The sequence below is a fragment of the Escherichia sp. E1V33 genome (genome assembly GCF_004211955.1).
Lineage (GTDB): Bacteria > Pseudomonadota > Gammaproteobacteria > Enterobacterales > Enterobacteriaceae > Escherichia.
In genome coordinates, this window is the sequence record NZ_RHJI01000027.1 from 1 (window position 1) to 25,150 (window position 25,150).

Below are 25,150 nucleotides of genomic sequence, written 5' to 3' on the forward strand. Positions count from 1 at the left end.
CTGCCAGGCATCAAATAAAGCAGTAAGCCGGTCATAAAACCGGTGGTTGTAAAAGAATTCGGTGGAGCGGTAGTTCAGTCGGTTAGAATACCTGCCTGTCACGCAGGGGGTCGCGGGTTCGAGTCCCGTCCGTTCCGCCACTTATTAAGAAGCCTCGAGTTATCGCTCGAGGTTTTTTTTCGTCTACATTTCTATTATTGCTAAAATCGCAAAAATCCTCTGCGTTTTACGCCCTTTTTCCTCAACAGTCTAAAACCCATAATCACCTCAGTTAACGAAAATAGCATTAAAAGAGGCATATTATGGCTATCCCTGCATTTGGTTTAGGTACTTTCCGTCTCAAAGACGACGTTGTTATCACATCAGTGAAAACGGCGCTTGAACTTGGCTATCGTGCAATTGATACCGCACAAATCTATGATAACGAAGCAGCAGTAGGTCAGGCGATTGCAGAAAGCGGCGTGCCACGTAATGAACTTTACATCACCACTAAAATCTGGATTGAAAACCTCAGTAAAGACAAACTGATCCCGAGCCTGGAAGAGAGCCTGCAAAAGCTGCGTACCGATTATGTTGATCTGACGCTAATCCACTGGCCGTCACCAAACGATGAAGTCTCTGTTGAAGAGTTTATGCAGGCGCTGCTGGAAGCCAAAAAACAAGGGCTGACGCGTGAGATCGGTATTTCCAACTTCACGATCCCATTGATGGAAAAGGCGATTGCTGCTGTTGGCGCTGAAAACATCGCTACTAACCAGATTGAACTCTCTCCTTATCTGCAAAACCGTAAAGTGGTTGCCTGGGCTAAACAGCACGGCATCCATATTACTTCCTATATGACGCTGGCGTATGGTAAGGCCCTGAAAGATGAGGTTATTGCTCGTATCGCAGCTAAACACAATGCGACTCCGGCACAAGTGATTCTGGCGTGGGCTATGGGGGAAGGTTACTCAGTAATTCCTTCTTCTACTAAACGTAAAAACCTGGAAAGTAATCTTAAGGCACAAAATTTACAGCTTGATGCCGAAGATAAAAAAGCGATCGCCGCACTGGATTGCAACGACCGCCTGGTTAGCCCGGAAGGTCTGGCTCCTGAATGGGATTAAGCCTCTCTGACAGCTCCTCCGGGAGCTGTTTTTACATGCTCGCTAAGGAAATCGATAAAAGCCCGGATGCGCGTACTTACCGCACGGTCGCTGTAATAGACGGCACTGAATGGCATTTCCACTGGCAACACTTTATCTGCCATTAACTCCACCAATTCTCCGCGAGCGATTTCTCTGTCGATCATGTAGTCGGACAAACACGCAATCCCGTTGCCACTCAGGCAAAGCTGTTTCAGTGTTTCTCCACTATTGGATGACAAACAGTACTTCACCTCATGTAATTGTCCATCACTACAGGCTATCGGCCAGGTATTGAGGGAAGCGGGTTCAGTGAATCCCAGGCAAACATGTTGCTTTAAATCGTCGATCGTTTCTGGCTTCCCGTAGCGGGAAATATAATCGGGGGAGGCGATAATTTTTCGATAACTGTTAAATAACGGCCTGGCACGTAAGCTGGAATCCGTTAACGTACCAGCGCGTATCGCGACATCCACTTTTCTTTCGATCAAATTAATAATCGTTTCGGAGGAGACTAGCGATAAAGTGACTTCCGGATAGCGTTCACGGAAAGGCTTAATCAACGGCATCAGGAAGTGCAGCACCACAGGGGTTGCGGCATCGATCCGTAACAGTCCGCGTGGCGTATTACGCGTCTCCATAATTTCTGATTCTGCCGCAGCCATCTCCTGCAAAATTGACTGTACGCGACGAAAATAACGCTCGCCTTCTTCCGTCAGGCTAAGTTGTCGCGTGGTCCGATTAAGCAGGCTAACGCCAAGTTTCATCTCCAGCTTTTTCACCGCCCGGCTTACCGCTGAGTTTGCTTGCCCTAATTGTTCCGCTGCCCGGCTAAAGCTGCCGCTTTCGACGACCGAAACAAAAATGGCGAGTTCTTCCGACGTGGCTTTCATTTTTGCTCCTGTTGCAAAATAGAAGAGATATTTTGAATTTATTTGTCATTAAACCATCAGGATGTGTGATATGTCATCCGATTTAATGTTCTCAATAATGAGCAAAATTCTGACCGGTGTAAGCACTTGCTTACATAACAATATACAATTGCTCGTTGAAAGAGTGAGCTAAAATCCCTATAACAGTAGAACCCTCCCGAGTGCGGAAGGGTTGACGTAATAGAGGTTTCAAAGTCAAAAGTGCGAAAAAACACCTATGCCATGCGCTATGTTGCCGGACAACCTGCGGAGAGGATCTTACCGCCGGGGTCTTTTGCGAGCATCGGCCAGGCATTACCGCCCGGAGAACCGTTAAGTACCGAAGAGCGTATTCGGATCCTGGTGTGGAACATTTACAAACAGCAACGCGCTGAATGGTTGTCGGTATTAAAGAACTACGGCAAAGATGCGCATCTGGTGTTATTGCAGGAAGCGCAAACAACGCCAGAGTTGGTGCAGTTTGCGACCGCTAACTATCTTGCCGCCGATCAGGTGCCTGCTTTCGTGCTGCCACAACATCCTTCCGGTGTAATGACCCTTTCGGCGGCACATCCCATTTATTGCTGTCCGTTACGTGAACGAGAACCCATTTTGCGTCTGGCGAAGTCGGCACTGGTGACGGTCTATCCATTACCTGACACCCGCCTGTTGATGGTGGTTAATATACACGCCGTCAACTTCAGTTTGGGCGTGGATGTCTATAGTAAGCAGTTACTTCCTATTGGCGATCAGATTGCCCATCACAGTGGCCCGGTCATTATGGCGGGAGATTTCAATGCCTGGAGCCGTAGAAGGATGAACGCGTTATATCGCTTTGCGCGGGAAATGTCGCTGCGCCAGGTGCGTTTTACTGATGATCAGCGTCGACGTGCGTTTGGTCGCCCGCTCGATTTTGTCTTCTACCGTGGTCTGAACGTCAACGAAGCTTCTGTACTGGTTACGCGCGCTTCCGATCACAATCCGCTACTCGTTGAATTCAGTCCCGGCAAGCCTGATAAATAAGGTATGTCAGGTCTGCCACAGGGCAGACCAACGTTTGGCGCTGCCCTTTTATACTCAAACAACAAAAGGACAGCGTAATGACAACACAATCCCACCATGACCACGTAGAAAAGCAGTTTAGCTCGCAGGCCACTGAATATTTGACCAGTGCCGTACATGTCACCGGGCAAGACTTACAGCGCCTGGCGGCGCGTCTGGCCGAGTATCCTGACGCAAGTGTACTTGATATGGGCTGTGGAGCAGGGCATGCCAGCTTTGTCGCTGCGCAAAACGTTCAGGCAGTGGTGGCGTATGACTTATCTGCCCAAATGCTGGATGTCGTCGCGCAAGCTGCCGATACCCGACAACTGAAAAATATCACTACTCGTCATGGTTATGCCGAAAGCCTGCCATTTGCCGATAACGCTTTTGATATTGTGATCAGCCGTTATTCTGCTCATCACTGGCATGATGTCGGCGCAGCACTGCGCGAAGTTAATCGGGTATTGAAGCCCGGCGGTAGGCTGATTGTGATGGACGTAATGTCTCCGGGTCACCCAGTGCGCGACATCTGGTTACAGACGGTAGAAGCATTACGCGATACCTCTCACGTACGAAACTACGCCAGTGGTGAGTGGTTGGCGTTAATCAATGAAGCCAATTTGGTTGTTGATAATTTAATCACTGATAAATTGCCCCTGGAATTTTCTTCATGGGTCGCGAGAATGCGCACGCCAGAAGCGTTAGTGGACGCTATTCGCGTTTACCAACAGAGCGCATCGACAGAGGTGAAAACGTATTTTGCCTTGCAGAATGATGGCTCTTTCACCAGTGATATCATCATGGTAGAAGCACATAAAGCGGCATAAATAAAAAAGGCACCGGGGGAATCGGTGCCTTTCTATTATCTGGTTTGTCAGGAGTCTGGCATGCTGTTGTTTTTTACAAACAACGTCAGCTTATCGCCTGGTTGCAGATTCGCAGTGTCGCTGTTCCAGCGCATCACATCTTTGATGTTCACGCCGTGGCGTTTAGCAATGCTTGAAAGCGAATCGCCTTTGCGTACACGATACGTAATGCTATCGCTATTGTTTGCCAGTCGCTGTGCGCTACTACCTGCGCCAATCGTCAGACTTTGGCCTGGTTTCAGCTTAGAGCCGCGCAGTTTGTTCCACTGCTGCAAATCTTTGGTGCTTACGCCGAGACGTGAAGCGATGCTTGAAAGCGTGTCGCCAGAGCGTACGGTGTAAACACGGCTGTTAAGCGGTGTATTGTCGGCAACCAGTGTCGACTGAACGGCAGCAATTTCGCCGGAAGCCAGAGATTCACGCAGTTGATCTGCATGCTTCTTTGGCACCATCACGTACTGCGGGCCACTTGCGCCCAGCGTGGAGCCTTTCACGCCAGCGTTGAATGTCTTCAGCTTGCTGACGGAAATTCCCGCCATATCTGCAACCTTCGCCATATCAACCGGGCTGCTCAGGTGTACACGCGCCAGAGCACGGCTTTCATCGGTCGTCGGCAGACGTACGCCATAACGTTTGCTGTTTTTGAGAATATCGCTCAATGCCAGCATTTTAGGCACGTACTGCTTCGTTTCCTGCGGCAACGGTAACGACCAGAAGTCCGTGGATTTCCCACGCGCTTTGTTCGTTTTAATTGCCTTCATAACCCGACCTTCGCCGCTGTTATAAGCCGCTACGGTCAAAAGCCAGTCGCCGTCAAACATCTTGTTCAGACGCTGCATCATGTTCAGCGCGGCAGTTGTTGAAGCAACAACATCGCGACGCGCGTCATAATTGCGGGTCTGTTTCAAACCATAATTGCGCCCCGTGCTCGGAATGATCTGCCAGATGCCTGCGGCATTGGCGCCAGACGTTGCGTGAGGATCAAAAGCGCTCTCCACTATGGGTAGTAGTACCAGTTCCATAGGCATGTTACGTTTTTTAACTTGCCCGGCTATCCAGTACATATACGGCTCTGCCCGTAAAGTTACATCGTGGAGATAGCTCTTATTGCGTAAATATTTCTGTTTCTGTTCGCGAATCCGGTCATTTTCCGGAATTCCCATCTTTAGCTCGTCGCCAATGAAAGCCCACAAGTCACCATCTGGCGCGATAGACGTCCCATCGTCCATCCATCGAGCCTGACTTGTAAACTTTGCTGCTTCCCCTTGACCAGCTGCAGAAAGGCTCTGTGCGTGCTGTTGAACGTTGCCGGTACTTTGGCAACCCACGAGCAGGACAGAGGCGAGTAATATCGCTTTTGCCTTCATGTGTGTGTCAATAGTTGCTTAAAAGACGACCGATCATAACGGCGAACGAAGCCGATGACAAGAAAGTTTTATCAGAATCTATCTTTCTTTGACCTTAACCAGGCAAAACGCTCTTCAGGTTGTTGCAATAATGTTTCTTTATTAATTACTTTAACCAAATCAATATCTTCTGTTCTTAAAAAAACATTAATTTTCCGCTCATTTTTCAGAATTACGGGGAGTGTTGTTTGATTTTTTGCCCGTAACTCAATAACTTTACGATAATAATCATTTATGGACAAATCGTGCGGAAGAATACTCAAGGCAAACTTCATATTTGAAAAAGTATATTCATGAGCACAACATACCAGTGTATCGTCAGGTAGAGCACTTAATTTTTTAAGTGATTGATACATTTGAGAAGCAGTGCCTTCAAATAATCGCCCACAGCCACCAGAAAAAAGAGTATCCCCGCAAAATAGATAAGGATTATTGAAGTAACAGATATGTCCTAAAGTGTGACCAGGTGTAGCAATTACACTAAATTCATGCCCCAAAACGAAGGCAGTATCGCCATCTTTGACTACCTGCGTTGTTCCCTTATCTTGTGTCTCGTGTGGGCCGTAGACCACAATTTGCGGAAACTTTTCCACCAGTTCTTTCACGCCGCCAACGTGATCGTGATGGTGGTGTGTGAGAAATATTGCCTCCGGTTGCCAGTTGTGGGCAGCAATGGCCTTTATTACCGGCTCCGCTTCTCCGGGATCGACAATCAGGCAGCGACCTGCTTCATCATTCAAAACCCAGATGTAATTGTCATCAAAGGCGGGAATACTGTTAAGATTCATAGATTACCTCTCAGTGTGAAACGGAAGGTTGTGATGAAACCGGCAAGAGTCCCTCAAACTGTCGTGGCTCCTGATTGCTGGGGCGATTTGCCCTGGGGAGAGCTTTATCGCAAGGCGCTGGAGCGCCAGCTCAACCCATGGTTCACTAAAATGTATGGTTTTCATCTGCTTAAGATTGGCAATTTAAGCGCAGAAATCAATTGCGAAGCGTGCGCGGTTTCTCATCAAGTGAATGTTTCTGCGCAAGGAATGCCCGTCCAGGTGCAGGCGGACCCACTTCATCTTCCTTTTGCCGATAAATCCGTTGATGTTTGTCTACTGGCACATACATTGCCGTGGTGCACTGATCCGCATCGTTTATTGCGTGAAGCCGATCGGGTATTGATTGATGATGGCTGGCTGGTCATTAGTGGCTTCAATCCCATCAGTTTAATGGGATTACGTAAACTTGTGCCGGTCTTGCGAAAAACATCCCCTTATAACAGCCGGATGTTTACCCTGATGCGACAGCTGGACTGGCTCTCTTTGTTGAATTTTGAAGTCCTACACGCCAGCCGTTTCCACGTTCTCCCGTGGAACAAACACGGTGGAAAACTATTGAATGCGCATATTCCTGCGCTTGGTTGCTTACAACTTATTGTTGCCCGGAAACGGACTATTCCTTTAACGCTAAATCCGATGAAACAGAGCAAAAACAAACCGCGAATTCGCCAGGCGGTTGGTGCCACCCGGCAATGCCGTAAACCACAGGCTTAAGCTTCGACTTGATAGCCCGTATCTTCCAGTGTGGGATTCATCGCTGCGGCCCGTGCCAGCTCATCGCAGCGTTCGTTTTCCGGATGCCCAGCATGGCCTTTGACCCACATCCATTGAATTTGATGCTGCCCCAGCGCAGCATCAAGACGTTGCCAGAGATCGACATTTTTTACTGGTTTTTTGTCTGCTGTTTTCCAGCCACGTTTTTTCCAGTTATGGATCCACTGGGTGATACCCTGGCGGACATACTGGCTGTCGGTACTCAAAATGACTTCGCAATGTTCTTTTAACGCCTCCAGCGCGACAATAGCGGCCATCAACTCCATACGGTTGTTAGTGGTGCGGGTGTAGCCAGCGCTAAAGGTTTTCTCGCGTCCGCGATAGCGTAAAATAGCGCCGTACCCCCCTGGTCCGGGATTGCCCAGACACGAACCATCGGTGAAAATTTCTACCTGTTTAAGCATCTCTGGTAGACTTCCTGTAATTGAATCGAACTGTAAAACGACAAGTCTGACATAAATGACCGCTATGAGCACTGCAATTACACGCCAGATCGTTCTCGATACCGAAACCACCGGTATGAACCAGATTGGCGCGCACTATGAAGGCCACAAGATCATTGAGATTGGTGCCGTTGAAGTGGTGAACCGTCGTCTGACGGGCAATAACTTTCATGTTTATCTCAAACCCGATCGGCTGGTGGATCCGGAAGCCTTTGGCGTACATGGTATTGCCGATGAGTTTTTGCTCGATAAGCCCACGTTTGCCGATGTGGCTGATGAGTTCATGGACTATATCCGTGGCGCGGAGTTGGTGATCCATAACGCCGCGTTCGATATCGGCTTTATGGACTATGAATTTTCGCTGCTCAAGCGCGATATACCGAAGACCAATACCTTCTGTAAGGTCACCGATAGCCTTGCAGTGGCGAGGAAAATGTTTCCTGGTAAGCGCAACAGCCTCGATGCGTTATGCGCTCGCTACGAAATAGATAACAGTAAACGTACGCTGCACGGGGCATTACTCGATGCCCAGATCCTTGCTGAAGTTCATCTGGCGATGACTGGTGGTCAAACGTCGATGGCTTTTGCGATGGAAGGAGAGACACAGCAGCAACAAGGTGAAGCAACAATTCAGCGTATAGTGCGCCAGGCAAGTAAGTTACGCGTTGTTTTTGCGACAGATGAAGAGCTTGCAGCGCATGAGGCCCGTCTCGATCTGGTGCAGAAGAAGGGCGGAAGCTGCCTTTGGCGGGCTTAATTAACCATTTAAGGCGCTAAAAATAGCAGGTTGGGCGATTTTTGCAGCAAACGATTCAAAAGAAGAGAAAAACCGTTGACGAAGGACGAGGCAATCCGTAATATTCGCCTCGTTCCCAATGGAACACAACGCGGAGCGGTAGTTCAGTCGGTTAGAATACCTGCCTGTCACGCAGGGGGTCGCGGGTTCGAGTCCCGTCCGTTCCGCCAATATTCAGAAAGCCTGAGTCAGTAATGATTCAGGCTTTCGTCGTTTTGGTGGAAGTGAGAATTTTTCACTCCGGAAGTAAAACGATATGATTTAAAAATGGCCAGACATTATAAATTCTGACCACTTCTGTTACTCCAGCGCATCCCATTTCTCCAGCAGTTCTACTGGAATTTCATTTATTACCTCAGAGAAGCGTTTTCCGACCAGGCGTTCTGCCTGGAGCAGCAAAGGAATGGTCGGGCTGCTCGGTTCGCTGTGCTCAAACCAGCGACGGATGACACGCAGGCGTTCCAGCGCATCGTTCCGGTCGCGGATCTGCCGGGGTTCTGCGCCGGACATCGGTGATATTTCCTCCGCGATATGCACCGCTAGCGCAATCTGCTCTGCCTGCATCTGTTCAGTATGATCGATGGTGGTATTCTCCGGCTGTTCAACCTGTGGTTGTGGCAGGATCTCCGGCGTGGTGCTCTGCACTGCTCCCGGCAACAGGGCCAGCAGTTGCGTAAGTCGCGAAAAGTCCGGAGCCTGGTCATTCAGCGTTTCACGCGCATGGCGTTGCAGTCGCTCAGTAGTTTCAGTTGCCTGGCGAAAAGCGTCCAGCGGCAGTGCACCGCGAGCTTCCAGATCGGCCAATTGCTGGCGTACCGATTCCGGCGCCAGGGCATCCGCCGGACGTGATGCAGACAACGAGCGCTCCACATCTCGTACCTGGAGGCGCAAAGCGGCATTATTTGACAGCGTAATGCCTCGGATATCCGCCATTACGCCTTCGTGGTCCAGCAATGCTGACAGTGCGTTGCTGCGCGCCACTGCCGCATCTTCGGGGGTGATATCTTCAGTTGCAAGCAGTTGCGGATGGATGGTATCCGGGTACAAGCTGCACAGCGTTTCTAGTTGCGTGAATACCTCTGCCAGTCCTCTGGCTCCGGCCTGCTGGATACGGCAGCGCAGTAGAATCACCAGGATTCGGATATCTTTGCTTCGTGTCAGCAGGCGGCGAGCGTCTCGCTCGAGTTCTGCCCAGTTAATGGTTTCCGGCGTACTGACAAAATCGCCATATTGCGCTTCTTCACGCGGTGCCGCGCGGGTGAACAGCAGCAGGTATTCCGGATCATATTCCAGATCCGGCCCACAGGGGCATTCGACCGAAATAGGGTCTGACAGAGATGTATCCATTAAATTATCCTTAGTGCGCCAGATAGTGCTCAGGTTCGAAAATCATGCCCGTCACCGGATTGTCGTGCATGGCTTTTCCAGCCCAGGCGGTCCAGCCCAACTGATATGGGCCGCCGGTAACGGCAGGAGGTGCGGCGTGTGGTTTTAGCTGTAGTTCAATTTCCCAGCAGTATTCAAACCCGGTAAAGGCGCGAACCAGTTCGGTCAATACGGGCAGGTTATTGCCGCCAGGCAGGAAGCGTTGATAATCGGCCAGCGTCAATGGGCCAATCACCAGTCGGAACTTATACTGCATGTCCGGAACGGCCTGACCGATGAGTGCGCCGTTGCCAATGACGGAAGAAAGGGCTGGTGTCCCCAACCGGGTAATTTCATCATCTGCCACGGGTATCCAGTGCAGGACATATTCATGTATCCGAAAAGGCACGCCGAAATAGTGCGCCAGCGTGGCAGCTAGCCCGTCTGGATTGCGTGATTCGCGCGCCAGATGGGCCGATGCCGACAGGCGAACGTGATCCGGTAGCGGGCTGTCTACACTTTCTCGCAAATCCTGCCCGCTGAGGCTGGCGATATAAAAGGCAAATCGGTCATATTCCGGTTTATCCAGACCACCTCCAGCGGACTGGGCGCTGCGCCAGGCCTGATAAAACTGGGTCAGCCAGCGGTGATGAAAAAGGTCAGTAAAACGGGTCAGCGTCGGATCGCGGAAGCTTTCGGTCCGGTTACGCGCCAGTTCGGTGTAGTGCAGCGGGAGCGGGCCATTCGGCCCCCACAGCCCGAGGCTGTACAGACTGACATGCAGACGCCCTTCCTGCCAGCTTACGCTGGCGATTTCCCGTGGTGCAAAAGTCAGCGCAGGTGTTTGCCCGAGGCGAAATTTTTCCATTCGTGGCTGCCAGGAACTACCTGCAGGGACGGTACACAACTGTACATTCACGCGGCGCATCAGGTTCAGAAAACCGTAACGCCAGGGCATTCCCAGTGCCTGAGTGAAATCGCCGTTCATACACTTCCCCGCTGTCCAGCCCTGACCGGCCAGGTCATAATTTTGCCGCGCTGCATACTGTGCAGTGTCATCTGCGAGAAGGTATTAATGGAAACATGGCGGGCGATATAGTGTTCCAGCACCAGGCCGAACAGATATGGGCTAATGCCGGAAAACCCTTCTTCATCCACCGTCAGCTCACAACAGACGCCGCGACCATAGACCAGCAGCCCTGAACCCGGCAGACGGCGGGTGATCGGAGTTGTTTTGCAGCCAATCAGGCTGCGTACCTGACGTGATTGCGGACTGTCATGCGCAGGAATAAACAGGTTAAGCAGATCGCGTAGCGCCTGACCGCCGGTACGGTGATCCAGATCGGCCAGCGGCAGATAATTAAAGGATAACTGACGGATCAACCGCCAGGCCATTTCTCGTTCCGCTAGTGGATGCTGCGGCGGACGAGGCGGACGAATAAGCCCCACGCCCGCCACCGGGATGGCCGCATCCACGGTCAGATCGTCCCGGCCATTGCGTGCAATAAGGCAGGGGAGATCGCGGTTGGTAACCATGGCCGTGATGGTGATATGGCGCAGATTTTCCGGGTACGGCGCTTCATATTGGTCAACCAGTGACAGAAACACTTCCGATCCCGTATAGGGGGTGCGGGTGCCGTAGCGGCGGGCGTTTTCCGACAACCGACGCGGCTCCCGGCGCAGGGAGAAATAGCGCCCGTGGTTGCCTTCATCGTTATTGCGGGTGTGGTAGAGAGGGCGAAAGGTCATTTTCCGTGTAGTGTCGGTGTCCAGCCCTTCCACTTCCTGGACTGAGAACACCTCATAATCCAGTGGATGGGTCCTGTCCACCACAAGGTGCTGTTCTGTCGAGCTGTGGGTGACGTCGATTCGGGCGGTGACGCGGGGAAAAAGGTTAACAACCGGGGTACAGAACAGGCTGAACTGTGATGCATTTGTCTGGTGGATCAGCCAGTCCGGCGGCAGGCGGTTTAGTAAGATCACAATCTCCGCCACGCCACCGTCAATTTTCTGTAACCCGGCAGACAGGCCTGTCGGGGTGAAAAAATAAAAGCGTTCCGGGCAGGCGAAATATTCATGCAGCAGGTTATGACCGTGAAATACGTTCCAGGTCAGTGGCAGCAGCCCCTGATCCGGCTCCAGCCCCTCGTAGGTAACTGGCTGTTTCAGGTTCACATCTAGTACGCCGTCAAAATGACCCGGAACGCCTGCCAGTGTGGCAATGGCACTGGTATGCAGAAGTTCGAACAGATGAGAGGCTGTGCGTTCCTCGCCGCAGAGATATAGCGGTAGCCTGTCCAGCCCGGCAAGTTGGCTAAACGTCAGTTCACCGAAGGTGCGCAGGGTAATACGCAGTGCACCAGCGACATGAATGTTGGTCGGTAGGTAGCGATGCAGAGCGGGCATATCCGGCGGAGCGGCAGTCAGGCGCACCTCTTCAATGGTGAGCGGCCACAGCGTCACATTTTGGCTGCTGCGAAACTGGCAGGCGGTGCTCTCACCCTCCTGAATGGCGGAAAAAAAAGCGGTGTCGCGTGGGACGGTGAATCCCTTCGCCAGATCGCCTTCCTCCGGATCGGGATGCAGCTGTGCCACGCTCATTGAGGGCGTGGGAGTAACATAATTGGGGCTGACGACCTCCAGCAGGCGCTGGGTGAAACGCGGAAATTCAGCGTCAATTTTAAGCTGTGTACGGGCGGTCAGGAAGCTGAAGGCCTCAACCATCCTCTCCACATACGGATCGGCAATATCCGTTCCCTGCATTCCCAGCCGGGCGGCGACTTTGGGATGACGTGCGGCAAATTCGGCTCCCGTTTCGCGCAGGTAGCTTAGTTCGCGGTTGTAGTATTCCAGTAGCCGTGGATCCATCGGTCACCCTCTATATTAAAAGAACGTAATGCGGCTCTGTTCCATATCCAGCGCGCTGCGTACCCGGAATGCTGTTGGATACGGCTGCGTAAGGATTTCGCCAAGAATTTCAAACTGTAATGTGTTATGACCACTCTGGCGTTGCTCATCATGTAGCGGAATGATTTGCAGGGTGGATGCTTTCAGCCGGGGTTCAAATCGGGTAATCGTGCGCAAAATAACCCTGCGGATATCGTCCCACTTGTGTTCATACAGAAAGCTGCCTGCCAGTGGAGGCAGGCCGTAGTTCAGAACGGAAGCTGCCGCCTCTGGGTAACGAGCGGCATCAATATCATCTTCATGACTGACGGTATTGAGTAAAAATGACAAATCCCGGCGGATGATCTCCTTGAGCTGCACTGAACTGACGCTGATATCGTGATCGCGTTTCTGCTGTGGGACATCGTCACACAGTCGATCAAACAATGTAGGCATCAGGTGGTTGCTTTGGCGCAAGCGAGAGGCGCTCATACGTCACTGCCTTCGGGTGTATTAAAGGTACAAGCGGTCATATCCAACAGGCTGATATCGCCGTGGCTGGTGAGCCAAATTTTTTGTCCTAACGCCGTAACCAGAGTTTCTCCAGGCCCATCCTGCCAGGTGGTTTCCCGGCACAGACGCAAAGTGTCAGCAGCCCTTTCAGAACCGCTGTAGCGAGGAAACAGCCAGGCGCTGTGTGTGTCGCCGTTGTGAAGTGTGATATTGACGGGTTTCCAGATTAGATCTGTCAGATTAGCGGGCAGGGGGGATTTCAGTGAACGAATTTGCGAAAATGGCAGCCAGATATACACACCACCAGCGACCAGTTCCAGCACCGGGCCGGTACGCGAGTCACTGTCGCTTATCCAGTCGAAAACGCCGCTATTCCACTGCCCGGTGGTGTCTGTTATAGCTTCAAGCGCGTGGCTGCGGTAGGCATCGGCTTCCTGCGCTTCGCCGCGGGCGTTACAGGCGAGAGCAGCCAGTAAATCCTCCATCCAGGCGGGCGGTGGGAGAATAAAACCGGGGTGCTGTTCGCCCTGAAAGCAGGAGTGGCGGTATATTTCACATCGGATCAGCTCGCCAAATACCTGTGCCTCGCGAGTATAATTTGCGTCCATTCGGGCGCACAGTTGAATTTGTTGCAGCGCCCGCGACCAGTCACCGATTGCGCACAATAACTGAAACAGGCTGTGCCGACGTGAAGCTTGTGCAGGGTGCATCTTTACCTGGTGTTCCGCCAGTTGAATGCCCTCTGCCACGGAATAGTCTCGCAGCAGCGCCGACAAGGTAGCCGGTAGCACGTTATTGTTTGTCATGAGTGATATCTCCGTGTTGTGCCGGGTTTATCCGGTAATGGCTGTCAATGCCGATGACACGGTGCTCTCGCTGCGTCAGATCGGGCAGAATGGCGGTATGTACCGCCTCAGGTTTGTATTCAGGAGAAAGCAGATGCAGGATATCAGGAGGCGTCTTTTTGGTAGGCCAGGTAGTTTCCCCTTCACCGGTGGCATCCAGTACATCGAGAATAGCGTCAATGCTTAACCCGCCAGTGACCATATCCTGCAATGTATCGGCTTCAGTGACCAGATCACGCAATGAAGACAACTCCTGCGTGGCTCCCTCTCCATTAAGGGGGAAAGGATCGGCATGACGATGAATATCTTGTTCAGGAGACAACAACGCCTGACGGTATTCCTGATAAAGCAAGGTTAGTGGGGTATCCGAATCTGGGGTGCCTTCAGTAGCAACTGCGCCATGAACCGGAATAATATCGAACGGATTTTGCGGCTGCTGCTGTTGTTGTCGAAACCAGTCGAGATCGAGATATTCGGTTATTGTTTCTGGCGAAATGACAGGTTGCAGCGCTGTCTTTTCCTCGCAACTCTCAAGAGACATCGGATTGTCCCGGACAAGACACCAGGAAGATAACCCCCATTCAATCAGGTCCCCTTCATTCAGGCGCATACGGTGATGTGGCTCCACAATCAGGTCATTTACTGTGCAACAATATTCATCGGACAGATTGATTATCCACCATGCCTCTTCGTGGCGAGTCAGGCTGAGAGCAATCTTTGTATCCTCATCCACATCAAAAACAGGGCGCCATGGTGCTTTGGTGGTGAAGATAATCTGTGTTCCTGCAGTGGTGTAAATGGTGCCATCGGTAACCCCGTGCTCCTGTATTTTTTGCAGCCCCCAGGTAATATTTTGTTTCATTACGTATCACTGTATAGAGTGTTTTTTTAATAGAAGAATTATTTTGATTTTTTAGATAAGCAACTTTGATTAATTTGCTTTATCAATATTAATTTTCTCGTAAATATATAATGATGGTTTTTGCTAATATATATTCATGATATAAATGTAATTGACTTTGTGTATTGAAAACCACCATAAAAAAGATACTAACCGCTATATTACATTGCATTCTGTGATATGCATCATTGTTTTAATCTGGGATTTTGATAATTCTATTAATTAGAAATCTTAATCGGTACATTTATATTTATGTATCATTTATATGTTTTTACATCATTAGGTGTAACAGATGGATACTCCTGTTTCACGCAGCGCGCTATATGGAAAGCTAACAAGACCTTTATTTCGGTCTTTGGAATCTGCGACAACGTTCTGTAAATTGCGCGCTAATCCTTATGTCGAACTGACACATTGGTTGCATCAGCTAATACAACAACCAGAGAATGATATTCACAATGTGCTTCGACATTACCAAATAACATCTGCTGATGTTGAGAAGGCGTTAATTCAGCAACTGGATATATTACCTGCCGGCGCGAGTGTAATTAGCGATTTTTCCCACCACATCGATCTTTCTGTTGAGAAAGCCTGGATGTTGGCAAGTATCCGCTTTGGTGATCAAAAAATTCGTAGTGGTTGGTTACTACTTGCCTGGTTGACCACGCCAGAATTATATCGAGTGTTAAAAAATATCTGTGCGCCACTAGCTGCGCTGCCAGTAGATGAACTGTTAGATATTCTTCCGTCTTTAATCACATCATCTCCTGAAATAACAGAAATGCCATATGATGGTTCGGATTTGAATTCTGCTGTTCCAGGGGAAGCTAGCCAGGTATTTCCGAGCGAATCAGCTGGGAGCAAATCCGCATTGGCGAAATATTGTCAGGACATGACAGCCCTGGCCCGTGAAGGTGGTATCGATCCGGTCACCGGTCGCGGGCATGAGATCCGTACCATGACGGATATTCTGCTGCGTCGTCGCCAGAACAATCCGCTGCTAACCGGCGAGGCCGGCGTTGGGAAAACGGCAGTGGTGGAAGGTTTCGCGCTGGCGATTGTTAAGAGTGAAGTGCCGCCTTCATTGCGTAATGTACGACTGCTGTCGCTGGATGTCGGGGCGCTGCTAGCCGGGGCGTCCATGAAGGGCGAATTTGAATCCCGTCTGAAGGCGCTGCTGGAAGAAGCTGCGCGCTCACCGCAGCCGGTCATTTTGTTTGTCGATGAAGTTCACACCCTGGTGGGTGCTGGTGGTTCATCCGGTACAGGTGACGCCGCCAACCTGCTGAAACCGGCGCTGGCGCGCGGCAGCCTGCGCACCATCGGCGCAACCACCTGGAGTGAGTACAAACGGCATATTGAGAAAGATCCAGCATTGACCCGGCGTTTTCAGGTGTTACAGATCGCAGAGCCGGAAGAGGTTGCTGCTGTTGAGATGGTGCGCGGGTTAGTCAACACGCTGGAAAAACACCATGACGTCCTGATCCTTGATGAGGCCGTGCGTGCCGCTGTACAGCTTTCTCACCGTTACATTCCTGCCCGGCAACTACCGGATAAGGCCATTAGTCTGCTGGATACGGCGGCGGCCCGTGTGGCGCTGTCGCTCCATACCCCGCCAGCGAAAGTCCAGTATTTGCGTCAGCAGCTCAACGCTGCCGAACTGGAGCGGGAGTTGTTATTAAAGCAGGAAAAAATGGGTATACGCGCAGAGCGGGGCGATGCACTGGCGGCGCGGATTACATCGCTAAATGCCGATCTTTCTGACACCGAAGCGCAATGGCAGCAGGAACTGGAGTTGGTTCGCAGTTTACAGGAGCAACGCGGCGCAGAGCCCGGCGAGCGTGACGAAACCGCGCTGCAACAGGCAGAAGCGGTATTAAGAGGCTGGCAGGGCGAAAACCCCGTCGTTTTCCCGGAAGTCAATGCGGCAGTAGTGGCCGCCATTGTCTCCGACTGGACCGGTATTCCCGCCGGCCGCATGGTGAAAGATGAAGCCAGCCAGATTCTGGAACTGCCCGCCCGTCTGGCGCAGCGTGTTACCGGGCAGATGGATGCGCTGGCACAGATTGGCGAGCGTATCCAGACCGCGCGGGCGGGTTTAGGCGATCCGCGTAAACCGGTGGGCGTCTTTCTGCTGGCCGGGCCGTCCGGTGTCGGCAAGACCGAGACCGCGCTGGCGCTGGCGGAATCTATTTACGGTGGTGAGCAGAACCTGATCACCATCAACATGAGCGAGTTTCAGGAGTCTCACACCGTCTCCACGCTGAAAGGCGCGCCGCCCGGCTACGTCGGCTATGGCGAAGGCGGTGTGTTGACGGAAGCCGTACGCCGTCACCCCTGGAGTGTGGTGCTGCTGGATGAAATTGAAAAAGCCCATCACGACGTCCACGAGTTGTTCTACCAGGTATTCGATAAAGGCGCGATGGAGGATGGCGAAGGTGTCCATATCGATTTCAAAAATACCACGCTGTTGTTGACCACTAATGCGGGTGCGGAGCTTATCAGCCAGCTCTGTGAGGATCCGGCGCTGATGCCCGATTCGGCAGGGTTGAAAGAGGCGTTAATGCCAGAGCTACGCAAACACTTCCCAGCCGCTTTTTTGGGGAGAGTCACTGTTATCCCCTATTTGCCGTTGGATGAAAAGGCGCGTGGCGTTATTGCCCGTCTGCATCTCGATAGGCTGAAGGTTCGGATGGCGGAACAGCATGGTGTTTCACTGGTGTATGGCGACGAACTCATTACGCACATTGTGTCGCGCTGCCCGATGCACGAAACCGGCGCTCGTTTGCTCATCGGCTATATCGAACAACATATCCTCCCACAACTGTCCCGTTACTGGTTGCAGGCGATGACAGAGAAAACGGCCATCACGCAAATCCGCATTCGTGTTGATGACGATGAACAGGTTATTTTTGAAACGGATTAATGGAGCATCCTTGTGGCAAAAGAATTAAGTGGCGCACTGTGGGTCAGTCGCTTTCCTGGAAGTTCTTCCACTAATGATTTGCAGGGGACTTTTCGTGCATCGGTAGATAATTTTTTGCGCGTGCAAGGGTCAGTATCTCTGCAACATATCGCCCTCCCGCTAGAGCATATCTCATGCACTGGTCAATTGACGGACATTAAGTATGACATTTCGTTATCCGATGTTGTTGACATTCCTGTTAATGATGTTCGCTTTCTGTGTTCAGGGGGAACAGCCTTTACCACAGGATGTACAGCATTTTCTGAGTAATGCGGAAATGTGCCAGCATCTTGCTGGTGAATGGGACAGTTCTTTACCAGAGAAGGATAAAACGGACATCGAAAAGGGGGTTGATACCTGGTGTCCCCTGGCGAAGAAATCACTCCCTGTGCTGCGGGAAAAGTACAAAGAAAACAAGGAGATTATAAAAATACTCTCTGCGTATGATTTTTAAACTGTACCGTCGGACCACTCCCCTGGTGTCGTCGGCTGACTGATAAGGAAATGAAGGATTATGGCTATCAACAATAGCGCGCAGAAGTTTATTGCCCGCAACCGCGCGCCCCGTGTACAGATTGAGTATGACGTTGAGATTTACGGCTCCGAGAAAAAAATCGAACTGCCGTTTGTCATGGCGGTACTGGCCGATCTGGCCGGTAAACCACGCGAAGAACTGCCACCGGTCACCGACCGTAAATTCCTTGATATTGATATCGATAACTTCAACGAGCGGATGAAAGCCATTGCGCCGCGCGTGGCATTTGCTGTCCCCAATACGCTGACGGGCGAAGGGCAGTTAATGGTCGATATCACGCTGGAGAATATGGACGATTTCTCGCCTGCGCAGATTGCTCGTAAGGTGGATGCCCTGAACCAGTTGCTGGAAGCGCGTACTCAGCTTGCCAACCTGCAAACCTACATGGATGGTAAAGCGGGAGCTGAAAATCTGATCAACAAACTATTACAAGACCCGACGTTACTGAAAGCTCTGGCCAGCGCGCCAAAACCTGTCGCTCAACAGGAAAGTGTCTTATCAGGTGAAACGGGAACAGCAGACTAACTGCGATTTTATTAAGGAACTTTCATGGTAAACGATACTCTTCTGGCGACAGGCGATCTTACTGCTGCGCAAACCACTGCCTATCAGGACACTGAATTTGATTCGCTGTTGGATAAAGCCTTCCGTCCCAAGACACCTCAGGCTGCAAAGGCTGTTGAGGCGGCAGTTCAGACGCTGGCCCAACAGGCTCTGACAAATACCGTCACTGTTAGTGATGATGCTTATAAAAGTATTGCTGCGATTATTGAGCAGATCGATTTCAAATTAACCGAGCAGATCAAACTAATCCTGAGTCATCCGGAATTTCAGAAACTGGAGTCCTCCTGGCGTGGGATGGAACATTTGGTTTACAACACTGAAACCGATGAAAAATTAAAAATCCGCTTTATGAACCTTTCGAAGGATGAATTGCGGAAAAATATGAAACGTTACAAAGGGATCGCGTGGGATCAAAGCCCCATGTTCAAAAAGCTGTATGAAGCCGAATATGGACAGTTAGGCGGAGAACCTTACGGTTGTATCATTGCGGATTATTATTTTGATCACACTCCGCCGGATGTGGATCTGCTCGGCTCCATTGCCAAAGTGGCAGCCTCTGCCCATGCGCCGTTTATTGCCGGGGCCTCTCCATCGGTGTTGCAGATGGACTCCTGGCAGGAACTGGCTAACCCGCGTGATCTGACCAAAATTGTGACCCAAAACCTCGAATACGCACCGTGGAACTCGCTGCGAAAAAGTGAGGATTCTCGCTACATTGGCCTGACGATGCCACGTTTTCTCTCCCGTTTGCCTTATGGTGCGAAAACAAACCCTGTCGATGAGTTTGATTTTGAAGAAGATGCTGATGGCGCTGACCACAGCAAATATGTCTGGAGCAATGCCGCCTATGCAATGGGTGTAAATATCAACCGTTCTTTCAAACATTACGGCTGGTGTACGTTGATCCGTGGTGTGGAATCTGGTGGGGCGGTGGAAAATCTTCCCTGTCATACCTTCCCGACCGATGACGGCGGCGTGGATATGAAATGCCCGACAGAAATTGCCATCTCAGACCGTCGTGAAGCGGAACTGGCGAAAAATGGTTTTATCCCGCTTATCCACCGAAAAAACTCCGATTACGCCGCCTTTATTGGCGCACAGTCGCTGCAAAAACCGCAGGAATATTACGATCCGGACGCCACGGCCAACGCCAATCTCTCAGCTCGTTTACCATATCTGTTCGCCTGTTCGCGGTTTGCGCACTTCCTCAAATGTATCGTGCGCGACAAGATCGGCTCGTTCAAAGAGCGTGAAGATATGCAGCGCTGGCTCAATGAATGGATCATGAACTACGTTGACGCCGATCCGGTGAACTCCTCACAGGAAACCAAAGCTCGTCGCCCACTGGCAGCTGCTGAAGTGGTGGTGGAAGAGGTGGAAGGTAATCCGGGTTATTACGATGCCAAATTCTTCCTGCGCCCGCATTTTCAGCTTGAAGGGTTAACAGGATCACTGCGTCTGGTCACAAAACTGCCGTCGGTAAAACAGGTTAATGCCTGATTTTTATGGATATTTTAATGAATGATGCCGGGTAATACTCAGGGGGATATATGGCATATGTTTATGGACTGGTAGATTCATTGCAGGGCACTGACATGGTGGGAATGGCGGGGCAGGAGACAGAAAGGAATGTGGGTTCTTAGTTCAGGTATATGCACATGTGGGGAATACTGGAGCCTGGAAGCAGGGGCGAAAGGTTCTTGGGGATAAATCTATTCCCAGAGGAACAGCAATTGCCACTTTTGTTAACGGAAAGTATCCCTCGAGGCAGAATGAGCATAAGCATGCCGCTTTCTATCTGGAACAGGATAGTCAGTATATTTATGTTATGGACCAGTGGACAGGTAAAACCACGAAAGTCTCTGCACGCCCTATTTCCCGAAAAGGTGGAATGCGCAGCGATGGAACATATCCTGATGCCAGTAATAATGTGGAAGCTTTTTATATTATTGAGTAGAGGATAGATTCAATGGTAACACGTTTTATTTTTTCTCTGTCATTGGGTTTTATATTGTTTTATTCACAATTTGTTGCAGCGTGGGAAGTCAGTTGCCCCGTGTTTATCAATATAAAATCCTCAACAACAGTACTGGAGTCAGATATATCTGCATCGTGGCAGAGATCTTCCCGCTATGAACCCCGTCTGTGGTTGGACGGTGTAGGGATGTCGCAGGGAAAACCTGAAAACCGGGTGGATCTAAAACCAGAGACAGAGACAATAAAGGGTGAAACCAGGCAAAAATGGGATACCACAATGACCAGTAATCAGAATAGTGAACGTTACTGGGTTTCCTGTATTTATAACCATGGACAGGTTTGGTTATCACAACCGGTCCCTGCATTGGCGACAAAGTGTCAGGTATATTCTTTGCCGGGTCAGTGGGCACCCGGAGAGTCATCGGTATCTGTGATGTGTAAATAGATGTAATACATTCAGTTCGTAAATTAATGACGTGCCGGTATCTTATTACCGGAAATTATATAGTCTTCTGTTCTTCTGAAATTAAGGAGAGGGGGGCTGTACGGCAATGATTTACCTGTATCCAGATGTACAGATAAATCAGAGATTATTTTTAAGTAATTCTTAATAAGGAAATGAAAATGGCTTATGACATTTTTCTGAAAATTGACGGCATTGACGGTGAGTCAATGGATGACAAGCATAAAAATGAAATTGAGGTGCTGAGCTGGCGCTGGAATATCCACCAGGAGTCCACCATGCACGCAGGTAGCGGTCTGGGATCCGGTAAAGTCTCCGTGACTAACCTGGACTTTGATCACTATATCGATCGCGCCAGCCCTAACCTGTTCAAATACTGCGCCTCCGGCAAACATATTCCTAAAGCCGTGCTGACCATGCGTAAAGCAGGCGGCAATCCGCTGGAATACCTCAAATATACCTTCACAGACCTGATTGTGGCTGTTGTTTCGCCCAGCGGTAGTAAAGAAGGTGAAATTGCTTCCCGTGAAACAGTCGAACTCTCTTTCAGCACCGTGAAGCAGGAATACGTGGTGCAAAACCAGCAGGGTGGCAGCGGCGGCACCATCACCGCAGGCTACGACTTCAAGGCCAATAAAGAAATTTAAGCGGTACTTTCCCGGCCAGGTAAATAGCCTGGCCGGTTTTTATTGTTTGATTTTAAAGGAAATTAGAGTGAATAAATGGCGTAACCCCGGCGGGTGGTTATGTGCGGTAGCTTTGTCTTTTGTCTGCCTGCTTTCCGGGTGCAGCATTGACAGTGACGATGTGCCGGACCTGATGTCACAGCGGCTCGATCTGGTGATTAATGCTTCCGATAAGGTGAATCCTGACAATCAGAAAAAAGCCGCGCCCATAGAGATACGCGTTTATGAACTGAAAAATGATGCAGCTTTCACGGCGGCGGACTGGTGGTCCCTTCAGGACAATGACAAAGCTGTTCTCGCCGATGATTTACTCCACCGCGACAGCTTTATCTTGCGCCCGGGCGAGGAGAAAAAACTGCGTCGCGCTCTCAATAAAGAAACCACGGCACTGGGGATCCTCGCCGGCTATCGCAATCTGGGAAAATCAGTCTGGCGGGTCACGTATAAAATTCCTGATCCCCCGGAAAAAAGCTGGTACAGCCGCTTTATGCCAAAGAAAAAAGTCGAACTGGATGCCGGTATAGAGCAAAGCGCCATAGTGATTAAAGAACGGGATGAGTAAATTATGAGTTGGAATAACCGGGTGGTCTGGAGTGAAGGACAATTTTTGCTGCCACAGATGTTTCAGCAGCAGGAACGCTATCTGGAACATGTCATTCATTATCGCAGTTTGCCTCTTTCACCCTTTTTCTGGGGCTTCAGTGAATACGGCATTGACAGTGAGGCGCTGAACATTGGAAAGCTGGTACTCACAAAGGCTTCCGGAGTATTTGCCGACGGTACGCCGTTTAATGCGCCGGGTCACACACCACTCCCGCCGCCTCTGACCATCCTACCAGAGCACCTTAACCAGTTGATTTACCTGGCAGTGCCAATACGTACGCCGAACAGTGAAGAAACCAGCTTCGACAATAATCCGGAATCACTGGCACGCTTTTCGGTACATGAAAATGAAATCCGTGATGCCAACTCGCTGGGGCGCGGCGCACAGCTGTTGCAACTTAGCCACCTGCGCCTGCGACTGTTGCCGGAAAAGGCGGTGACAGACGCGTGGATAGGTTTGCCCCTGACACGCATTACGACGCTCCATCCTGATGGACGAATCGAACTTGACAACGATTTGATCCCCCCAGTGGCGAACTACCAGGCAAGCGCGCTGATATGCACCTGGCTATCGTGGATCAACGATCTGATCAAAATGCGCGCAGATTCACTGGCGCAACGGTTGACGGGCAGTGATAAACACGGCCATGAGGCGGCAGAGGTGTCGGATTACCTGCTCCTGCAAGTTCTCAATCGTTTTGGACCCTTACTGATACATATGGCGAGAACGCCGCTGTCGCCGGAAGTGCTCTATCGGAACCTGTGTGAACTGGCTGGGGAACTCTCTACCTACGTGCGGCCACAGACGCGCCGTCCGGAAGAATATAAAGAATATAAGCACCTGACGCCCTACGCCGGGCTGAAATCGGTAGTGGATGAGGTGCAGTACCTGCTGAATGCTGTGCTGATCCGCGGAGCGCAGCGAATCACTCTGGAAGAGGGAACGTACGGCATTCTCAATGCGGTGGTTGAGCCTTCCGAACTGTCAGATTTCAGCTCATTAGTGTTGGCGGTGAAGGCGCATATGTCCGCAGACACCTTACTGCAACATTTTTCGGCCCAGACCAAAATAGGGCCGTCCGAACGCCTGCCGGAATTGATTCGCTCGCACCTGCCGGGTCTTGCTTTACAGGTATTGCCGGTGCCGCCGCGTCAGATCCCGTTCCAGGCTGGTTACATCTATTACGATATCCGCCGCGACGGTGTGCTGTGGGAACATATCGCCCGCTATGGTGGCATGGCGATGCATACCGCCGGAGAATTTCCGGGGCTGGAGTTGGAGTTGTGGGGAGTTCGCGATAAATGACCGACGAGATTCTGACGCCACCTGCGGTGAATACCCAGTCATTCCAGCCCTCAATGGGTGGCATAAAGCCGCCTGATAATGACATCCAGGACAGCCTTCGCAGGGAAGATATAAAGGTGGTGGTTGAAGATGGCCCGGATATGAAGCTTCGTCTGGCCGAAATTACTGCTGCTGTGAATCCTTTACTGGCGGCGGCCAGTCCGTTGCTATGTGCACTGGCACAAATGCCCCGCGAACTTTCCCCAGGCTTTGTCGAACATTACCGTGTTCTACTGGAGCGTGAAGTTCGTCGATACCAGACGTTGTGTGATCAGGCAAACCTGCGCCGCGAACATGTGCTGGCGGTGCGCTATTGCCTGTGTACGTCGCTTGACGAAGCCGCCAACAACACCACCTGGGGGCGACGTGGTGTCTGGGCCGGAAAAAGCCTGCTGGTCACTTTTCATGGTGAAAGTGAAGGCGGCATCAAACTGTTTCAGATAATTGGCCGACTCGCCGCCAGCTTCCAGGAGCACAGCGATGTGCTGGAAATCATATACCACATCCTGGGGCTGGGTTTTGAAGGCCGCTATAGCGTTCGGCCCGACGGGCGTAAGCAACTGGACGATATCCGTCAGCAACTGTTGACCCAATTGGTCCAGCGCCGCGATCCGATAACGCCGACGCTCTCACCGGGGTTTACCGGTGCCGTCAGCGGACGGATGCGGCGGATGCGCCGGGTGCCGGTCTGGCTGAGTGCCGGGATAGCGCTGCTGGTGATGCTGACGGTGTTTGGCCTTTATAGCCACCGGATGAATCTCGTCACCGAAACTGTACAGCAGCGTATCGACGCCATCGGTAAACATCTGCCGCCGCCGCCCGTTCCGGTGCACAAACTGCGGCTGAAAATCCTGCTGGCGAACGAAATCGCGCATGGCCTGCTAACGGTTGAGGAAGATGACCACCACAGCCGGGTGGTTTTCCGTGGCGACACGATGTTTGTACCGGGGCAGAAAACCGTGAATGACACATTGCGCCCGGTGATTGATAAGGCCGCGCGGGAGATTGCGCGTGTGGGAGGTGCTGTGACGGTGACCGGTCACACCGACAGCCAACCGATCCACTCCGCTGAGTTCCCGTCCAACCAGGTGTTGTCGGAAAAACGTGCGGCAGAAGTAGCTTCGCTGCTGACATCCGGTGGTGTTCCGGCCAGCCGAATTCGGGTCGTTGGGAAAGGAGATACCGTACCGGTGGCCGATAACAGCACTAAAACTGGACGGGCGCAGAATCGTCGTGTGGAAATTCTGGTGGTGGAGTGAGAAAAATGAAAAGTCTGGAGTGCAATTCACCTGATCATTCATCAATACG

General features: G+C 51.2%; 26 protein-coding genes and 2 tRNA genes. 18 read left to right on the forward strand and 10 right to left on the reverse strand.

Annotated features, from left to right (window positions below):
- The first annotated feature begins 63 nt into the window (after nucleotides 1–63).
- Together D9742_RS21175 and dkgB are read left to right on the forward strand one after the other, a co-directional pair.
- A tRNA-Asp gene (locus D9742_RS21175) sits at nucleotides 64–140 on the forward strand.
- A 162-nt stretch (nucleotides 141–302) separates the two neighbouring features.
- On the forward strand, nucleotides 303–1,106 hold the full coding sequence (dkgB, locus tag D9742_RS21180; protein ID WP_130238151.1) for a 2,5-didehydrogluconate reductase DkgB: 804 nt from the start codon (nucleotides 303–305) through the stop codon (nucleotides 1,104–1,106).
- Here the strand turns inward: dkgB and yafC are convergent.
- Nucleotides 1,103–2,017: a DNA-binding transcriptional regulator YafC gene (gene yafC, locus D9742_RS21185; protein ID WP_130238152.1), complete on the reverse strand. Its 915-nt coding sequence runs from the start codon at nucleotides 2,015–2,017 to the stop codon at nucleotides 1,103–1,105. The two genes, dkgB and yafC, sit on opposite strands and share 4 nt — an antisense overlap.
- Before the next feature lie 240 nt (nucleotides 2,018–2,257).
- Here yafC and D9742_RS21190 point away from each other — a divergent pair, with 240 nt between their 5' ends.
- Both D9742_RS21190 and D9742_RS21195 read left to right on the forward strand, forming a co-directional pair.
- Nucleotides 2,258–3,058 (forward strand): endonuclease/exonuclease/phosphatase family protein, encoded by an 801-nt coding sequence (locus D9742_RS21190; RefSeq protein ID WP_085007981.1) that lies wholly within the window; start codon nucleotides 2,258–2,260, stop codon nucleotides 3,056–3,058.
- 77 nt (nucleotides 3,059–3,135) lie between these two features.
- Nucleotides 3,136–3,906 carry a class I SAM-dependent methyltransferase gene (locus tag D9742_RS21195; protein WP_130238153.1) on the forward strand — a complete coding sequence of 257 codons (771 nt, stop codon included), beginning with the start codon at nucleotides 3,136–3,138 and terminating at the stop codon, nucleotides 3,904–3,906.
- Between the two features lie 47 nt (nucleotides 3,907–3,953).
- Here D9742_RS21195 and mltD read toward each other — a convergent pair whose 3' ends face one another.
- Nucleotides 3,954–5,312 (reverse strand): murein transglycosylase D, encoded by a 1,359-nt coding sequence (gene mltD, locus D9742_RS21200; RefSeq protein WP_130238154.1) that lies wholly within the window; start codon nucleotides 5,310–5,312, stop codon nucleotides 3,954–3,956.
- A gap of 71 nt (nucleotides 5,313–5,383) precedes the next feature.
- Entirely contained in the window at nucleotides 5,384–6,139 is a 756-nt protein-coding gene (gene gloB, locus D9742_RS21205) for a hydroxyacylglutathione hydrolase (protein ID WP_130238155.1), read from the reverse strand.
- A gap of 33 nt (nucleotides 6,140–6,172) precedes the next feature.
- On the opposite strand from gloB, the gene D9742_RS21210 reads away from it, so the two are divergent.
- Nucleotides 6,173–6,895 carry a class I SAM-dependent methyltransferase gene (locus D9742_RS21210; protein ID WP_001295200.1) on the forward strand — a complete coding sequence of 241 codons (723 nt, stop codon included), beginning with the start codon at nucleotides 6,173–6,175 and terminating at the stop codon, nucleotides 6,893–6,895.
- Here the strand turns inward: D9742_RS21210 and rnhA are convergent.
- A complete protein-coding gene (gene rnhA / locus D9742_RS21215) occupies nucleotides 6,892–7,359 on the reverse strand; it encodes a ribonuclease HI (protein ID WP_130238156.1) in 468 nt (155 codons plus the stop codon). The two genes, D9742_RS21210 and rnhA, sit on opposite strands and share 4 nt — an antisense overlap.
- A 64-nt stretch (nucleotides 7,360–7,423) precedes the next feature.
- Between rnhA and dnaQ the strand changes: the two genes are divergently transcribed.
- Nucleotides 7,424–8,155, forward strand: coding sequence for a DNA polymerase III subunit epsilon (dnaQ, locus tag D9742_RS21220; RefSeq protein ID WP_130238157.1), 732 nt, complete (start codon nucleotides 7,424–7,426; stop codon nucleotides 8,153–8,155).
- Nucleotides 8,156–8,287: 132 nt separating this feature from the next.
- Nucleotides 8,288–8,364, forward strand: a tRNA-Asp gene (locus tag D9742_RS21225).
- 130 nt (nucleotides 8,365–8,494) lie between these two features.
- On the opposite strand, the gene D9742_RS21230 is transcribed toward D9742_RS21225, so the two are convergent.
- Genes D9742_RS21230 through tagK form a run of 6 tightly spaced genes read right to left on the reverse strand, consistent with a single transcriptional unit; the run spans nucleotide 8,495 to nucleotide 14,665 of the window.
- Nucleotides 8,495–9,541 carry a type VI secretion system ImpA family N-terminal domain-containing protein gene (locus tag D9742_RS21230; RefSeq protein WP_130238158.1) on the reverse strand — a complete coding sequence of 349 codons (1,047 nt, stop codon included), beginning with the start codon at nucleotides 9,539–9,541 and terminating at the stop codon, nucleotides 8,495–8,497.
- 10 nt (nucleotides 9,542–9,551) lie between these two features.
- Complete coding sequence (gene tssG / locus D9742_RS21235; protein ID WP_130238159.1) at nucleotides 9,552–10,547, reverse strand: type VI secretion system baseplate subunit TssG; 996 nt, start codon at nucleotides 10,545–10,547, stop codon at nucleotides 9,552–9,554.
- On the reverse strand, nucleotides 10,544–12,427 hold the full coding sequence (gene tssF / locus D9742_RS21240) for a type VI secretion system baseplate subunit TssF (RefSeq protein WP_130238160.1): 1,884 nt from the start codon (nucleotides 12,425–12,427) through the stop codon (nucleotides 10,544–10,546). Before tssF ends, tssG begins: the two co-directional genes overlap by 4 nt.
- A 15-nt stretch (nucleotides 12,428–12,442) precedes the next feature.
- Nucleotides 12,443–12,937: a type VI secretion system baseplate subunit TssE gene (gene tssE / locus D9742_RS21245; RefSeq protein WP_130238161.1), complete on the reverse strand. Its 495-nt coding sequence runs from the start codon at nucleotides 12,935–12,937 to the stop codon at nucleotides 12,443–12,445.
- Nucleotides 12,934–13,764, reverse strand: coding sequence for a type VI secretion system accessory protein TagJ (locus D9742_RS21250; RefSeq protein ID WP_130238162.1), 831 nt, complete (start codon nucleotides 13,762–13,764; stop codon nucleotides 12,934–12,936). Before D9742_RS21250 ends, tssE begins: the two co-directional genes overlap by 4 nt.
- A complete protein-coding gene (gene tagK / locus D9742_RS21255; RefSeq protein WP_130238163.1) occupies nucleotides 13,751–14,665 on the reverse strand; it encodes a type VI secretion system-associated protein TagK in 915 nt (304 codons plus the stop codon). Before tagK ends, D9742_RS21250 begins: the two co-directional genes overlap by 14 nt.
- 331 nt (nucleotides 14,666–14,996) lie before the next feature.
- On the opposite strand from tagK, the gene tssH reads away from it, so the two are divergent.
- From tssH to tssL, 11 genes are all read left to right on the forward strand, one after another.
- Nucleotides 14,997–17,630: a type VI secretion system ATPase TssH gene (tssH, locus tag D9742_RS21260; RefSeq protein ID WP_130238164.1), complete on the forward strand. Its 2,634-nt coding sequence runs from the start codon at nucleotides 14,997–14,999 to the stop codon at nucleotides 17,628–17,630.
- A 12-nt stretch (nucleotides 17,631–17,642) separates the two neighbouring features.
- The gene (locus D9742_RS23585) at nucleotides 17,643–17,939 is read left to right on the forward strand and encodes a hypothetical protein (RefSeq protein ID WP_240780478.1); all 297 of its coding nucleotides are present in this window, start codon (nucleotides 17,643–17,645) and stop codon (nucleotides 17,937–17,939) included.
- The gene (locus D9742_RS23815) at nucleotides 17,833–18,123 is read left to right on the forward strand and encodes a hypothetical protein (protein ID WP_130238165.1); all 291 of its coding nucleotides are present in this window, start codon (nucleotides 17,833–17,835) and stop codon (nucleotides 18,121–18,123) included. Before D9742_RS23585 ends, D9742_RS23815 begins: the two co-directional genes overlap by 107 nt.
- Before the next feature lie 60 nt (nucleotides 18,124–18,183).
- The gene (gene tssB, locus D9742_RS21275) at nucleotides 18,184–18,729 is read left to right on the forward strand and encodes a type VI secretion system contractile sheath small subunit (protein WP_000996814.1); all 546 of its coding nucleotides are present in this window, start codon (nucleotides 18,184–18,186) and stop codon (nucleotides 18,727–18,729) included.
- Between the two features lie 24 nt (nucleotides 18,730–18,753).
- Nucleotides 18,754–20,268: a type VI secretion system contractile sheath large subunit gene (gene tssC / locus D9742_RS21280; protein WP_165382795.1), complete on the forward strand. Its 1,515-nt coding sequence runs from the start codon at nucleotides 18,754–18,756 to the stop codon at nucleotides 20,266–20,268.
- A gap of 160 nt (nucleotides 20,269–20,428) precedes the next feature.
- On the forward strand, nucleotides 20,429–20,725 hold the full coding sequence (locus tag D9742_RS21285; RefSeq protein WP_240780477.1) for a BPSL0067 family protein: 297 nt from the start codon (nucleotides 20,429–20,431) through the stop codon (nucleotides 20,723–20,725).
- Between the two features lie 12 nt (nucleotides 20,726–20,737).
- Nucleotides 20,738–21,190 (forward strand): STY0301 family protein, encoded by a 453-nt coding sequence (locus D9742_RS23820; protein WP_130238166.1) that lies wholly within the window; start codon nucleotides 20,738–20,740, stop codon nucleotides 21,188–21,190.
- A gap of 179 nt (nucleotides 21,191–21,369) precedes the next feature.
- Nucleotides 21,370–21,855, forward strand: a complete 486-nt coding sequence (locus D9742_RS21295) for an Hcp family type VI secretion system effector (protein WP_103253949.1) — start codon at nucleotides 21,370–21,372, stop codon at nucleotides 21,853–21,855.
- 67 nt (nucleotides 21,856–21,922) lie between these two features.
- Complete coding sequence (gene tssJ / locus D9742_RS21300) at nucleotides 21,923–22,456, forward strand: type VI secretion system lipoprotein TssJ (protein WP_130238167.1); 534 nt, start codon at nucleotides 21,923–21,925, stop codon at nucleotides 22,454–22,456.
- 3 nt (nucleotides 22,457–22,459) lie between these two features.
- Nucleotides 22,460–23,803 (forward strand): type VI secretion system baseplate subunit TssK, encoded by a 1,344-nt coding sequence (gene tssK, locus D9742_RS21305; RefSeq protein WP_130238168.1) that lies wholly within the window; start codon nucleotides 22,460–22,462, stop codon nucleotides 23,801–23,803.
- Nucleotides 23,800–25,101, forward strand: coding sequence for a type VI secretion system protein TssL, long form (tssL, locus tag D9742_RS21310; RefSeq protein ID WP_130238169.1), 1,302 nt, complete (start codon nucleotides 23,800–23,802; stop codon nucleotides 25,099–25,101). Before tssK ends, tssL begins: the two co-directional genes overlap by 4 nt.
- The last annotated feature ends 49 nt before the right edge of the window (nucleotides 25,102–25,150 follow it).